General features: G+C 33.2%; 15 protein-coding genes. 1 reads left to right on the top strand and 14 read right to left on the bottom strand.

Going from position 1 to position 13,108, the window contains the following annotated elements; all coding sequences use genetic code 11:
• Window positions 1-79: 79 nt before the first annotated feature.
• On the top strand, window positions 80-973 hold the full coding sequence (gldA, locus tag Q0935_RS13990) for a gliding motility-associated ABC transporter ATP-binding subunit GldA (protein ID WP_299387450.1): 894 nt from the start codon (window positions 80-82) through the stop codon (window positions 971-973).
• A 7-nt stretch (window positions 974-980) separates the two neighbouring features.
• On the opposite strand, the gene Q0935_RS13985 is transcribed toward gldA, so the two are convergent.
• From Q0935_RS13985 to Q0935_RS13920, 14 genes are all read right to left on the bottom strand, one after another.
• Entirely contained in the window at window positions 981-1,724 is a 744-nt protein-coding gene (locus tag Q0935_RS13985) for a head GIN domain-containing protein (RefSeq protein ID WP_299387446.1), read from the bottom strand.
• A 1-nt stretch (window position 1,725) separates the two neighbouring features.
• The gene (locus Q0935_RS13980) at window positions 1,726-2,820 is read right to left on the bottom strand and encodes an acyloxyacyl hydrolase (protein ID WP_299387441.1); all 1,095 of its coding nucleotides are present in this window, start codon (window positions 2,818-2,820) and stop codon (window positions 1,726-1,728) included.
• Window positions 2,821-2,873: 53 nt separating this feature from the next.
• Entirely contained in the window at window positions 2,874-3,752 is an 879-nt protein-coding gene (gene cysM, locus Q0935_RS13975; RefSeq protein ID WP_299387437.1) for a cysteine synthase CysM, read from the bottom strand.
• Window positions 3,753-3,755: 3 nt separating this feature from the next.
• Window positions 3,756-4,493, bottom strand: coding sequence for a serine O-acetyltransferase EpsC (epsC, locus tag Q0935_RS13970; RefSeq protein WP_299387432.1), 738 nt, complete (start codon window positions 4,491-4,493; stop codon window positions 3,756-3,758).
• 11 nt (window positions 4,494-4,504) lie between these two features.
• The gene (locus tag Q0935_RS13965; protein ID WP_299253533.1) at window positions 4,505-4,834 is read right to left on the bottom strand and encodes a 2Fe-2S iron-sulfur cluster-binding protein; all 330 of its coding nucleotides are present in this window, start codon (window positions 4,832-4,834) and stop codon (window positions 4,505-4,507) included.
• Window positions 4,834-5,883, bottom strand: coding sequence for an NAD(P)/FAD-dependent oxidoreductase (locus tag Q0935_RS13960; protein WP_299387429.1), 1,050 nt, complete (start codon window positions 5,881-5,883; stop codon window positions 4,834-4,836). Before Q0935_RS13960 ends, Q0935_RS13965 begins: the two co-directional genes overlap by 1 nt.
• Window position 5,884: 1 nt before the next feature.
• Entirely contained in the window at window positions 5,885-6,466 is a 582-nt protein-coding gene (locus tag Q0935_RS13955) for a bifunctional precorrin-2 dehydrogenase/sirohydrochlorin ferrochelatase (protein WP_299387425.1), read from the bottom strand.
• Window positions 6,467-6,471: 5 nt separating this feature from the next.
• Complete coding sequence (gene cobA, locus Q0935_RS13950; protein ID WP_299387421.1) at window positions 6,472-7,254, bottom strand: uroporphyrinogen-III C-methyltransferase; 783 nt, start codon at window positions 7,252-7,254, stop codon at window positions 6,472-6,474.
• A 20-nt stretch (window positions 7,255-7,274) separates the two neighbouring features.
• On the bottom strand, window positions 7,275-9,365 hold the full coding sequence (locus Q0935_RS13945) for a HEPN domain-containing protein (protein WP_299387417.1): 2,091 nt from the start codon (window positions 9,363-9,365) through the stop codon (window positions 7,275-7,277).
• Between the two features lie 83 nt (window positions 9,366-9,448).
• Window positions 9,449-10,696, bottom strand: a complete 1,248-nt coding sequence (locus Q0935_RS13940; RefSeq protein ID WP_100998399.1) for a GTP-binding protein — start codon at window positions 10,694-10,696, stop codon at window positions 9,449-9,451.
• Between the two features lie 98 nt (window positions 10,697-10,794).
• Window positions 10,795-11,697: a sulfate adenylyltransferase subunit CysD gene (gene cysD, locus Q0935_RS13935; RefSeq protein WP_055435157.1), complete on the bottom strand. Its 903-nt coding sequence runs from the start codon at window positions 11,695-11,697 to the stop codon at window positions 10,795-10,797.
• A 10-nt stretch (window positions 11,698-11,707) separates the two neighbouring features.
• Complete coding sequence (locus Q0935_RS13930; protein WP_299387408.1) at window positions 11,708-12,322, bottom strand: phosphoadenosine phosphosulfate reductase family protein; 615 nt, start codon at window positions 12,320-12,322, stop codon at window positions 11,708-11,710.
• Window positions 12,322-12,573, bottom strand: coding sequence for a DUF2061 domain-containing protein (locus tag Q0935_RS13925; RefSeq protein ID WP_299387403.1), 252 nt, complete (start codon window positions 12,571-12,573; stop codon window positions 12,322-12,324). Before Q0935_RS13925 ends, Q0935_RS13930 begins: the two co-directional genes overlap by 1 nt.
• Before the next feature lie 124 nt (window positions 12,574-12,697).
• Window positions 12,698-13,108, bottom strand: coding sequence for an Rrf2 family transcriptional regulator (locus Q0935_RS13920; RefSeq protein WP_299387398.1), 411 nt, complete (start codon window positions 13,106-13,108; stop codon window positions 12,698-12,700).

The raw sequence follows: 13,108 nt of genomic DNA, 5'->3' as shown, positions 1-13,108 counted from the left end.
TTTAGATAAAGATTTAAAGATTTCTGCACAAAGTCTTGTTTAAATTACAGAATGTTTATTTTTGAAGAAAGATTATAAGATGTCAATAAAGGTTGAAAATGTAACGAAGATTTATGGTGAACAGAAAGCACTAAACAATGTGTCTTTTGAAATTAAAAAGCCAGAAATAGTTGGGTTTCTTGGTCCAAATGGAGCAGGAAAATCTACAATGATGAAAATATTGACCACCTTTATAAGTCCTACAGAAGGTAAAGCAACAGTAAATGGGCATTCTATTTTATCTGAAGCAAAACAAGTACAGCAAAGTGTTGGCTATTTACCAGAACACAATCCTTTATACTTAGAACAATACGTTCGTGAATATTTAGCTTTTAATGCCGATGTTTATAAGGTAAGTAAATCTAGAATTGAAGAAGTTATCGAACTTACAGGTTTAGGCCCGGAGGCTCATAAAAAAATGAGTGCGCTATCTAAAGGTTACAGACAGCGTGTTGGCCTAGCAAATGCGTTATTACATAATCCAGATGTTTTAATTTTAGACGAACCTACAACTGGTTTAGACCCTAATCAATTAGTAGATATAAGAAACCTTATAAAATCTATTGGCAAGGAGAAAACAGTTTTTCTATCAACACACATTATGCAAGAGGTAGAAGCTATGTGCGATCGTGTTATAATAATTAATAAAGGAGAAATTGTTGCGAATAAAAAACTAACTGAATTACGCGAAGGACAAGAACAGGTAGTTATTGTGGAGTTTGATTACAGAGTTGAAGATGCTTTTTTATTAAAACTACCGAATACCAAAAGCGTTAAAAATACACATGATTTTATTTACGAAATCACCTTTTCTACAAAAGAAGATATGCGTTCTCATGTTTTTGATTTTGCCCATGATAATGAGTTGAAGATTCTTCAGCTAAATCAAAAAAATGCTAGCTTAGAAAGTATGTTTAGGGAGTTGACTGCTTAGTAGATGTTTACTCAAAAATTACGCGACCATCAAACTGTTCTTGAATATCTAAAACTGGAGGTGTAGTTACAGAGATAACATCACCTGTACTTAATAAATTAGCCGTAAGCTTTAATTGAGGATTAACAATAATATCATTTGTACCTCGATGGTAAACATTTACATTGTCGGCAATTAAGTTTCGACCTTCAAAACGCCCATCTCCAGAAGCATGGTAAACTCTTAAGTTAGTAGTCGATCCAGAAATATAAGCTGTAGTTGTATTATTAATTACTATAAAAATACGATTTGCATTTACTTCTAAATTAAAAATACCATTGTTATAAAAATCTCCAGAATCGTCTTCACTCAATAAATTTAAATCTGGATAATTTAAAACACCATTACTACGTACCGTAAATTGGCTACTGTTTCTAATCTCTGTTAGGTTTGGAGTACTAACATAAACTTTAGTTAAACCGTAATCTCTAGTAAGATTACAACCATTATTATCGTTTATTAGCAATCTACCGTTTTCTACAGTTACTGCTATTTCGTCCATTAGATTTTCTCCTGTTTCTATTTTAACACTTTGAGTCAAAGCATCTGTTACAATGAGTTCAATATTTTTAAAAGCAGTAATTTTTGTAAATGGTGCTACAGTAATTTCCTTTTCTATTATATCTCCTGCGTTTTTAAAGCAGTCTGGTGCATTATCGTTATCGCAACTTGCAAAAAGTAATACTATAAATATGTATGCTATCTTTTTCATTCTATAATCTTATTCCAATTCCTATTTCTACAGCTTCAGCTTTTGCTCCGTGCGACTTTAAAGTTAAAGCACCATAAATTTTATCTCCAAAATAACGCTTCAATCCTACTCTATTATACACGCGACCTTCAAAATCAAACGGATAATAAACATAATAACCCAGTTGTGTTATAAGTGACGTTTTACTAATAAACAGTTCGTGCCCAACAAAGACTCCAACACGTTTATAATCTTCGTCTCCACTTACATTATCTTCTGGAAAAGCAACAGCTTTATACTGAATATGCTTCTTTAAAAAGTTAGAAAAGAATACATCTGTACCTACTTGAATGGCACTTTTTCTGTTTAAACGTTTATCGGCATAAGCAGATACAACGAAGAAAGCATATTGTCCTGTATCTATAACATCGCTTTCGTTTACTCCAGTTCTAAGAGCAAAATTATATTTTACTTTTTCTTTAAAATATTTCTCTTCTGTAGAAGGAATGTATTCTGTTGGTTTTTCCTTATCAAAAATATAATTAGCACCAATATTAAAAGCAATACTATTAATAGAACTGTTTGGTGCTTTTACATTAGCATTAGAATAATGGATTAAAGAAAAACCTGCTTGAACACCTATGCCTTTTAATATATTTTCTTTTTTATAGTTTAACATTAAGTAAGTAGAACTTAATAAATGTGTACCAAAAGCATTGTTTCTAAAATTCTCAACCTTATCATAAGGCGTATCATTATAGGCTAAACCTTGCCCAATACGAAACATTACATTTCTATTAAAAAAGTAAAAATTATAGTGTGCATAGACTCCTATATTTTCATTTATATACTCATTATTAAATTTTTGATAGATAAATGATGCTCCATAATCTGGATAGTTAAATCTACTTTCCCAAGCCTTTTTTCCAAATGTTTTCTGGTTATAACTTAATATAACGCCAGAGGGATGTCCGGTTATTAAATGTGAAATATCAGTATTATGTTCTGCAATATTTCCATAGAAATAATTGGCATCTATTGTAAATGGATTTTTGTCTGCTTGAGCAGAAACACTAATAGAAAAAAATAATATATAAGCGTATAATATATACCTCATCAAGTAAATTTGTTAGACGGCAAAAGTAAACTAAATATTATTTATTGAAGTGCTTAATCGAATAAAGCAGAAGATAAGTAACGATCTCCTCTGTCGCAGATAATAGCAACCACAACACCTGCGTCTATCGTCTCTATTAATTTTAGTGCGGTAGATACAGATCCTCCACTACTCATCCCTGCAAAAACACCTTCTTCTCTTGCCAAACGCTTAGTCATAGCAGTAGCTTGTTCTTGGCTTACTTCTATTACTTGATCTACTTTTGAAGGATTAAAAATACTTGGAACATAGTCTGGCGACCATTTTCTAATACCAGGAATTCTTGATCCGTCCATTGGTTGTGCTCCAATAATTTGAATGTTTTTATTTTGTTCTTTTAAAAAAGTAGAGGTTCCCATTATAGTTCCTGTTGTGCCCATTGCTGAAACAAAATGAGTGACTTCACCATTTGTATCTCTCCAAATTTCTGGACCTGTAGTTTTATAATGTGCTCTCCAATTATCGTCGTTCTCAAACTGATTTAATAAAAGGTATCCTTTTTCGTCTCTCATTTTAAAAGCGACATCTCTTGAACCTTCAATACCTCTTTCTGCACTTGTTAATATTACTTCTGCTCCATAAGCACGCATTGTTTTTACGCGTTCTACGGTAGAATTTTCTGGCATAACTAAAGATATATTTATACCAAATAAGCTTGCTACATAAGCTAAAGCAATTCCTGTATTACCACTTGTGGCTTCAACTATATGGCCTCCTTTTTCTATGTCACCTCGTTTTACCGCTTCGGCAATCATATTATAAGCTGGTCTATCCTTTACGCTTCCGCCAGGATTATTACCTTCTAATTTTAGATAAAGTTTTACGTTTGGTTTGGAAACTAAATTTGAAGCTTCTACTAAAGGCGTATTTCCTATTTGTTTTAAAATACTCATACTTTATCTATTTGTTATTTTTATATCAGACTTGTAAGTTACAATTGAATTTTCGGGAATGGATTTTGTAATCCAAACGTTTGCGCCAATAATACTATTTGCGCCAATTTCTACAGTTCCTCCTAAAACAGTAGCATTCGCATAAATGGTAACATGATCCTTAATTGTAGGATGTCTTTTTGTATTTGCTAATGCTTTTTCTACTGTAATACCTCCTAAAGTTACGCCTTGATAAATAACAACATAATTATGTATTACAGCGGTTTCTCCAATAACAACTCCTGTGGCATGATCTATAAAAAAAGAATGTCCAATGGTTGCTCCTGGATGAATATCTGTACCTGTTACTCCATGTGCGTATTCTGAAATCATTCTAGGCAAAACAGGAATATCTAGTTGCCATAAAATATGACTTATGCGATACATAGCAATAGCATAAAAACCAGGATATGCTAAATACACTTCTCTAACACTTTTAGCAGCCGGATCGTTATTATATGCTGCTTCCGCATCTAATTGCAACTTTGGTTTTAATGCTTTAATTCCGACAACAAATTGTTCCCATTTTATATTACAAACACCACAATCTAAGGCTTTAGATATATAAAAAAAGGACTCCTTAATATTTTTAAGGAGCACTTCTTGTTTCTCTGAAGATTCTAATGCGCAATAGAATAATTCTTTTGCGAGTTCTTCAACTTTTTCTTTAAACCTAAATGGTATTTGCAATTTCTCCTGCATCTAATAATTATTTAAACTTCTGGTGCCAATTCAATCTCTAAATTATGTAAAGCATCTGTAATAGGAATTTGACAACTTAGTCTACTGTTATCTTTAACATTAAAAGCTTCAGATAACATAGCATCTTCTTCATCTTCCATTGCATTAATTTCGTTATCCGAATTCACATAACATTGGCACGAAGCACACATTGCCATACCACCACAAATACCAATGGTTCCTTCTGGAGCTAACTCGTAAGAACGAATAACTTCCATAATATTCATTGCCATATCTGTAGGTGCTAAAACACTATGTTTTTTACCTTCGCGATCTGTAATATGTAAAGTAACATCTTCCATTATACTATAGCCTTTACAACTGCTTTTGGTGACTCTTTTCTTGTACCATCAAACCCATCTATACCACTTACTGTTGTATATTTTAAAACAAATTTCTTGCCTGGATTTAATATTTTATATGCAGATTGACACATTAATGTTGCTTCATGAAATCCACAAAGAATTAATTTTAGTTTCCCTTCATATGTATTAACATCACCAATAGCAAAGATACCATCTATATTAGTTTGGTAATCTACGGTATTCACTTTTATTGCATTTTTTTCGATCTCTAATCCCCAATCTCCTATTGGACCTAGTTTTGGCGACAATCCAAATAACGGAATAAAATAATCGGCTTCTAATTCTATTACCTCATCTCCTTTAGATAATGTAACACCTTCGATATGGTTTTCTCCTTTTAAACTTATTACCTCTGCAGGTGTAATTAAATTTATTTTATTAAAAAGTTTTAATTCTTGTACTTTCTCTACGGAATCTAAAGCACCTCTAAATTCATTTCTTCTATGTACTAAAGTAACTTCTGAAGCGACATCTGCAAGAAATATAGACCAATCTAAAGCAGAATCTCCACCTCCAGCAATCACTACTTTTTTATCTCTATAAACTTCTGGGTCTTTAATAAAGTAATTAACACCTTTGTCTTCGTACTTTTCAATACCTTCTAACTTAGGTTTTCTAGGTTCAAAACTACCTAAACCTCCAGCAATAGCAACAATTGGCGCATGGTGTTTTGTTCCTTTATTAGTGGTTACTATAAAGCTACCATCCTCTTGTTTTTCTATAGTTTCTGCACGTTCTCCTAATGTAAATCCTGGTTGAAACTGTTTACCTTGTTCTAATAGGTTACCAGTTAAATCTCCAGCTAATATTTCTGGAAATCCAGGAATATCGTAAATAGGCTTTTTTGGATATAACTCAGAACATTGACCACCAGGTTGTGGTAATGCATCAATTAAATGGCACTTTAATTTTAGCAATCCTGCTTCAAACACAGTAAATAAACCTGTTGGTCCTGCTCCTATTATTAATATATCTGTTTTAATCATACTATTTTATTTTTTCTACTAAGCCTTTAGTAAATTCATTTAATGTTTCAACTTTTTGTTCAAAATCTCCTTTTATAGTTTTTCTATAAACATTAAGATTCTTTACCAAATCGTCTATATTTTCTGGTATTACGTCTTCAAAAAACTGACGTAAACGTTTTGCTGTAGTTGGTGATTTTCCATTTGTAGAAATAGCTACTTTTACATTGCCTTTAGTTACAATTCCTCCCATATAAAAATCGCAATATGGCGGATTATCGGCAACATTAACCAATTTACTTTGTGCTCTACAATCGTTATAAACTTGCACATTTACTTCTGGAATATCTGTGGTTGCAACAACCATATGTTTTCCTTCAAGATAACTGTACTTATAAGTATCCTTAATTCTTGTTACGCATCCTGTATTTGCCATAGCAATAGTTGCCTCTCTAAACATTGGAGAAACCATGGTTACATGTGCATCAGGACTCGATTTTAATAAAAATGTTAATTTTTCTTCGGCTACATTACCTCCACCTACAATAAGTACTTGCAGGTTTTTCGTCTTTAAAAAAATGGGATATAAATTATTCCTTTCCATAAGTTTTAAGCTGAAACTGGTTGCGAAAATTGAGGTGCTAAATTCGATTTCTCGTACATTGACGCTAAATCTACACGCTGATTCACTACTTCTCCAATAATGATAATTGCTGGAGTAGATAATTGTTTTTCTTTTACAATAGCTTCAATAGAACTAATAGTACCAATCCCAACTTTCTCGTTTTCTCGTGTCCCATTTTGAATTACTGCAACTGCTGTATTTTGTTTTCCTTCCGAAGAAAAAATCTTTACAATTTCAGCCAGTTTTCCCATGCCCATTAAAACAACAACCGTAGCTGTAGATTTTGCTGCTAATGCAATATCACTAGAAATTTCATGCGATTTCGTTGTGCCTGTAATTACCCAAAAACTTTCGGCTGCATTACGCTTTGTTAAAGGAATACCTTGATAAGCTGGCACTGCTGCAGACGATGAAATACCTGGAACAACCGCAACCTCGATAGCATATTCCTTAGCATACTCCAACTCTTCTGCGCCACGACCAAAAATAAATGGATCTCCTCCTTTTAATCTAACAACATGACCACATCGTAAAGCACGCTCAATAATTAATTGGTTTACTTGACTTTGCTGATAAGCATAACAACCTTTACGTTTACCAACAAAAATAAGCTCTGCTGTTTTAGACGCGTAGCCTAGTAAAGCGTCGTTTACTAAGGCATCGTACAAAATAACATCGGCAGATTGTATTGCTTTTATAGCCTTTAATGTAATTAAATCTGGATCTCCTGGTCCTGCGCCAACTACTGTTAATTTTGGATTTATCATACGTGCATTATTTAATATTATTAATCGGTAACTATTGCTTTTTCTCTAAAACCTCTTACTTTTTCTAGAAACTGTTCTGCATTTTCAATGTAACGAGATGCAAATTCTTCAGTTGGAGGAAATACTTTTATTTGGTACACTAAGTCTGAAAACGAAACGCCTAAGTCTATTTTTTTAGTGTCGATAAACAACTCATCAAACTGACTAATAATACCTGCTTGTGTGTTTGCTTTTATGTCTTCGGAAATCAATATCGCTTTCGCGGAATTAACCATCGAGCGATACGCCTCGTAGATTGCACCAGAATATACTTTGTTGCCAAAAGATTCTTTTGCTTCTTCAATTTTCTCATCACTTTCAAAAAAAAGCGTTGCAATTAAATCGATAACAACACCTGCACATTCTCCAACACCAATGGCTTTAACATAGGCTTCTTCTGTTCCCCAATCAATAAAATCTTCTTGCGTTAGGTTATCGACATTAGATAAATCTGTTAGTAGGCTGTAAAAGTATTTCTCACCTTTTTCTTTATAGTATTCTGAAAACACTAAATCACCTCCATTTGCCTCGTAGTCGTTAAGAATACGACGTAATGCTTCCGGGCCTCTTCTACTTGGTACTTTTACAACTTTATCTGCAAAATAAGCTTTACCGTTTCCTAAATTACCTCCTCCTAAAAGCACTTGTAATGCAGGTGCAACCAATTTATCTTTTGTACGAATAGACATGCCTTGAAAACCAATATTTGCCATATTGTGTTGCCCGCAAGCATTCATACAACCACTAATTTTAATTACTAAATCTTCGTTAGATAAATACTGTGGGTATTCTGCTTTTATAACACGTTCTAATTCTTCAGCAATTCCGGTACTACTTGCAATACCTAAATTACAAGTATCTGTTCCTGGACATGCTGTAATATCTACTGCTTTATTATAACCTGCTTCTGCAAAGCCTAATTTTTCTAATTCTGTATAGAAAAAAGTTAACAAATCTTCTTTTACAAATGGTATTAAAATGTTTTGCCTTAGAGACAAACGGATTTCTCCTGCTGCATATTTCTCTACCAAATCTGCTAACAAGCGTGCTTTATCCGTATAGAAATCTCCAAGTAATACTTTTATTCCAATAGCAAAATAACCGTCTTGTTTTTGTGGAATAACATTAGTTGCTTTCCATAAATTAAAAGCGACTTCGTCTTTTATTTCAACCTTTGGAGCTTCTATAGAAGCTGGAATTGAAGCCGTATAATTTGCTTCGTCTATAGTAACTGTTTTAAATTCGATTGCGTTTTGCTCTTCTTCAACTAATGCCTTAAAAGCTTCTAAACCAATATCTTTTAATAAAAATTTCAATCTCGCTTTAGCACGACTTTTACGTTCGCCATAACGATCGAAAACTCTTAAAACACCTTCCATTAAAGGAATAATTTTATCTGAAGCTAAAAACGAATAAAATTCATCTGCATGCCTTGGTTGCGAACCTAATCCGCCACCAAGCATGATTTTAAAACCCTTTACACCATTTTCAATTTTAGCTATAAAACCTAAATCGTGCATGTATGATAAACCTGTATCTTCATCTGTTCCAGAAAAAGACACTTTAAATTTCCTACCCATTTCTTGACAAATTGGGTTACGTAAAAAGAATTTAAAAACAGAATCTGCGTATGGAGAAACATCAAAAGGTTCGTTAACATCTATTCCTGCTGTTTCACTTGCTGTTACGTTTCTTACAGCATTTCCACAGGCTTCTCTAATAGTAACATCATCGCGCTCTAACTCTGCCCATAATTCTGGTGTGCGGTTTAAATCGACATAATGAATTTGAATATCTTGACGTGTAGTAATGTGTAATCTGCTTCTTGAGTACTCATCTGAAACCTCAGCAATACGACGCAGTTGATTACCCAATACTTTACCATAAGGTAATTTTATACGAATCATTTGTACGCCTTCTTGACGCTGACCGTAAACACCTCGTGCTAAACGTAAGCTTCTAAACTTTTCTTCATCTATTTTTCCGTTGTTAAAAAGCGCAATCTTATTGGCTAATTCTACAATATCCTTTTCTACTATAGGGTTTTCTATTTCTGTTCTAAAGCTCTGCATTACTTATTATATAATTCCTATAGATTTAATAGGATAAATTAAAATACTTTTCTCAAATTGATAAATGATTGGTTTGCTAATACTTACTGGATAAAGCCTGCGCCTACTGTATTATTAGATTTTGAATCTATTATTATAAACGATCCATTAGTTCTATGCGCTTTAAAAGCATCGTAAAAAATAGGCTTGTTTAATTTAAAAGATACAGTTGCGATATCGTTTATTGCTAAAGTTTCTACAGTATCGTCTACACCAGAATAATCAGGATTAATTTTATGGTGAATACGCTCTACTTTAGCCATAACTTTATTAACGCCATGTTGTACAACATATTTATTACCTGCTTTTAGGTTTTGAGAATCCATCCAAGAAATTGTAGCTGTAAACTGCTTGTCCATTGTTGGCAAGTCGTTTGCTCTAACAATCATGTCTCCACGGCTTATGTTTACATCGTCTTCTAAAGTGATTAATACTGACGAACGACGCGAAGCTGTTTGTACTTTTTTATCGTAAAAATGAATCTCTTTTATTTTAGACTTTGTTTGCGAAGGCAAAATTACAACGTCGTCTCCAACACTTAATTCACCGCCATAAACTTTACCTGCGTAACCTCTAAAATCGTGAAACTCGTCTGTTTTTGGACGAATAACATATTGCACTGGAAACCTTGGTGTTCCTGCATTAAAGATATCTTGGTTATCGAGACCTTCTAAATTTTCTAATAATGTTTCACCATTATACCATGGTGTTTTTTCAGATTTATTAACAACATTATCACCTTTTAAAGCACTTACTGGAATAAATGTTATTTTCTGATCTTGGTAATCTCGCTTACTCATTAAAGCTTCAAAATCGGCTTTAATTTCGTTATATCTTTCTTCAGAAAAATCAACCAAATCCATCTTATTAATTGCAACAATTACTGTTTTAATACGCAGTAAATTATTGATAAAAAAGTGACGATTAGTTTGCTCTATCACACCTTTTCTCGCATCGATTAATACAATTGCTACTTGAGATGTTGATGCTCCAGTAACCATGTTTCGAGTATATTCTACATGCCCAGGAGTATCTGCAATAATGTAACTTTTATTTGCTGTAGAAAAGTAAATATGTGCTACATCTATTGTAATTCCTTGCTCACGTTCTGCAACTAAGCCATCTGTTGCTAAAGAAAAATCAAGATAATCGTAACCTAATTGCTTACTCTTGTTTTCTATGGCTTCTAATTTATCTGATGTTAATGACTTTGTATCGTAAAGTAATCTTCCAATTAAAGTACTCTTTCCGTCATCTACACTTCCTGCTGTTGCTATTTTTAAAACTTCCATTTTTATCTTAACCTTCCTAAAAGAAAGGAGTTCCTTTTTTAATTCTTAATTTAAAATTGCTTCATTACATTTCCGTCTACGCGGAAATAAAAAACGGATTAAAAATATCCTTGCTGCTTACGTTTCTCCATTGCTGCTTCCGAACGTTTATCGTCAATTCTAGCGCCTCTTTCTGATATTGAAGAATCTCTAATCTCCTGAACAACACTAACAATATCTGAAGCTTCAGACAATACTGCTGCTGTACAACTCATGTCTCCAACAGTTCTAAAACGTACAATTCTTTCTACAACTTCTTCCTCTTCATCTCTATAAACCACGGCATCGTCTGCAGACCAAATTAAACCATCTCTTAAAAAAGTAGCTCTTGTATGTGCAAAATAAATAGATGGAATCTCTATTTCTTCTTTTTGAATATAAGACCAAACGTCTAGTTCTGTCCAATTAGAAATTGGAAACACACGTACATTTTGTCCTAATTCTATATTACCATTTAACATATCGAATAATTCTGGTCGTTGGTTTCTTTCGTCCCATTGTCCGAAATCATCTCTTACAGAAAAGATACGTTCTTTAGCTCTTGCTTTTTCTTCGTCACGTCTTGCGCCACCAATACATGCATCGAATTTAAACTCTTCAATAGCATCTAAAAGCGTTGTTGTTTGTAGTTGATTCCTACTCGCATATCTTCCAGATTCTTCTTTAACCTTACCATCGTCTATAGAATCTTGAACGTTTCTAACAATAAGTTCTAATCCTAATTCTTTTACTAAACGGTCTCTAAACTCTATGGTTTCAGGAAAATTATGGCCAGTATCGATATGCATTAATGGAAACGGAATCTTAGCAGGATAGAATGCTTTTTGTGCCAAGCGTACTAAAGTAATGGAGTCTTTTCCGCCCGAAAACAAAAGCACTGGCTTTTCGAATTGAGCAGCGACTTCTCGCATTATATATATGGCTTCGTTTTCTAACGGATTTATGTTTGATGTATCTTTCATTTCTATCGTTTTAAGCATGTAATCCACACTCTCTATTTTCTAATTGTTTAGTTGGATCGAAGTACTTAAACTCATTAGGCAAGTTGTTTTCTACTAAAAAAGCGTCTAGTTCTTCGTCTGTCCAATTATAAAACGGACTCACTTTTATTACGCCGTTTTTATCTTGAGAAACTATACTTATACTGTCTCTAAAAGCTGTCTGACCTTTACGTAAATTAGTAAACCAAACGTCTGGTTTATGCTCTGTCATGGCGCGTTTAAAAGGTTCCAATTTTACTTGCTCTGTAAATTCGGCATGTTTTGGATCTTCAATACTTGGTATACCTAAAACCACATCGCGATGCGCTGTTGTTTGTTTTGGCACATATAATTTTACATTAAGATCTAATGTTTTTATTACATCATTTGCATGCTTATACGTATTAGGCGTATTATAACCTGTATCGCACCAAATAACTTTTAAATCCTTTTTAACAGCACTTGTTATTTTTAAAATTGCAGCTTCGTATGGTCTGAAATTAGTAGTTACCACAGGAGATTTAGCGATACTAATAGCCCATTCCACAACTTCTTGAGGTGTTTTACCTTCTAATTCTTTGTTTATTTTATCTAAATCTAAGCTCATTATTTTCCCCATTTAATTTTTTCCCAAGCACGTTCATGAAAGAAATACAGTACCATTTTAGATACCAACTCTATTCCTCCTATTGAAAAGGCCAAAGCCATTGTTCCTGTTATTATGTAAGATATTGCAACCGTTGTTATTGTACCTACTGCTCTCCAACTAATCGTTTTTACTAAACTTCTTTTAATATTCTCTGAGGATGCTTGCTCTTCTGTCTCTAAGCCTACCTCCGAATTTATTACATTTCCCATATTCATCTTATTATTAAAAACCAATACCCTATAGATTTAGTAGAGTAAAATGCAAACCTATAGTATTATTGAATAAAAATCAAGAATAATATTATAAAAATGAGTGGTTATTTTTGCGAATCTGTTAAAGACACAAATCGAAAAGCGTAGTATTTTTAAAAATCTCTAAAGTACTGTCACGTACTTCTAGCATAATTTTATTTACAGCACATGTGTTTTCGTCTGGGCAGTCGTCGCACTTTTCGTAAAAGTTTAAACTTACGCAAGGCACCATAGCTATTGGTCCTTCGAGTACTCTCATAACAGTTGTCATAGGAATATCTTTAGGGTCTTTAAGCAAATAATATCCTCCACCTTTTCCTTTTTTAGAACCTAAAATTCCAGTCTTTTTTAATGAAAGTAAAATGGATTCTAAAAATTTTTGAGAGATATTTTCAGCTAAAGATATTGTACCAATTTGCACAGGACTACGTTCTTCCTGTTTTGCTAAATGCACTAATGCCTTAATTCCGTATTTTGTTTTTTTAGATAACAC

Source organism: uncultured Lacinutrix sp., from assembly GCF_947500605.1.
Taxonomy (GTDB): domain Bacteria; phylum Bacteroidota; class Bacteroidia; order Flavobacteriales; family Flavobacteriaceae; genus Lacinutrix.
This window is presented reverse-complemented; position numbering and strand designations above follow the sequence as displayed.

Bases quoted from the DNA above. Each gene is read 5' to 3' on its own strand.
- gldA (WP_299387450.1), top strand. From the start codon at position 80: ATGTCAATAAAGGTTGAAAATGTAACGAAGATTTATGGTGAACAGAAA.
- Q0935_RS13985 (WP_299387446.1), bottom strand. From the start codon at position 1,724: ATGAAAAAGATAGCATACATATTTATAGTATTACTTTTTGCAAGTTGC.
- Q0935_RS13980 (WP_299387441.1), bottom strand. From the start codon at position 2,820: ATGAGGTATATATTATACGCTTATATATTATTTTTTTCTATTAGTGTT.
- cysM (WP_299387437.1), bottom strand. From the start codon at position 3,752: ATGAGTATTTTAAAACAAATAGGAAATACGCCTTTAGTAGAAGCTTCA.
- epsC (WP_299387432.1), bottom strand. From the start codon at position 4,493: ATGCAGGAGAAATTGCAAATACCATTTAGGTTTAAAGAAAAAGTTGAA.
- Q0935_RS13965 (WP_299253533.1), bottom strand. From the start codon at position 4,834: ATGGAAGATGTTACTTTACATATTACAGATCGCGAAGGTAAAAAACAT.
- Q0935_RS13960 (WP_299387429.1), bottom strand. From the start codon at position 5,883: ATGATTAAAACAGATATATTAATAATAGGAGCAGGACCAACAGGTTTA.
- Q0935_RS13955 (WP_299387425.1), bottom strand. From the start codon at position 6,466: ATGGAAAGGAATAATTTATATCCCATTTTTTTAAAGACGAAAAACCTG.
- cobA (WP_299387421.1), bottom strand. From the start codon at position 7,254: ATGATAAATCCAAAATTAACAGTAGTTGGCGCAGGACCAGGAGATCCA.
- Q0935_RS13945 (WP_299387417.1), bottom strand. From the start codon at position 9,365: ATGCAGAGCTTTAGAACAGAAATAGAAAACCCTATAGTAGAAAAGGAT.
- Q0935_RS13940 (WP_100998399.1), bottom strand. From the start codon at position 10,696: ATGGAAGTTTTAAAAATAGCAACAGCAGGAAGTGTAGATGACGGAAAG.
- cysD (WP_055435157.1), bottom strand. From the start codon at position 11,697: ATGAAAGATACATCAAACATAAATCCGTTAGAAAACGAAGCCATATAT.
- Q0935_RS13930 (WP_299387408.1), bottom strand. From the start codon at position 12,322: ATGAGCTTAGATTTAGATAAAATAAACAAAGAATTAGAAGGTAAAACA.
- Q0935_RS13925 (WP_299387403.1), bottom strand. From the start codon at position 12,573: ATGGGAAATGTAATAAATTCGGAGGTAGGCTTAGAGACAGAAGAGCAA.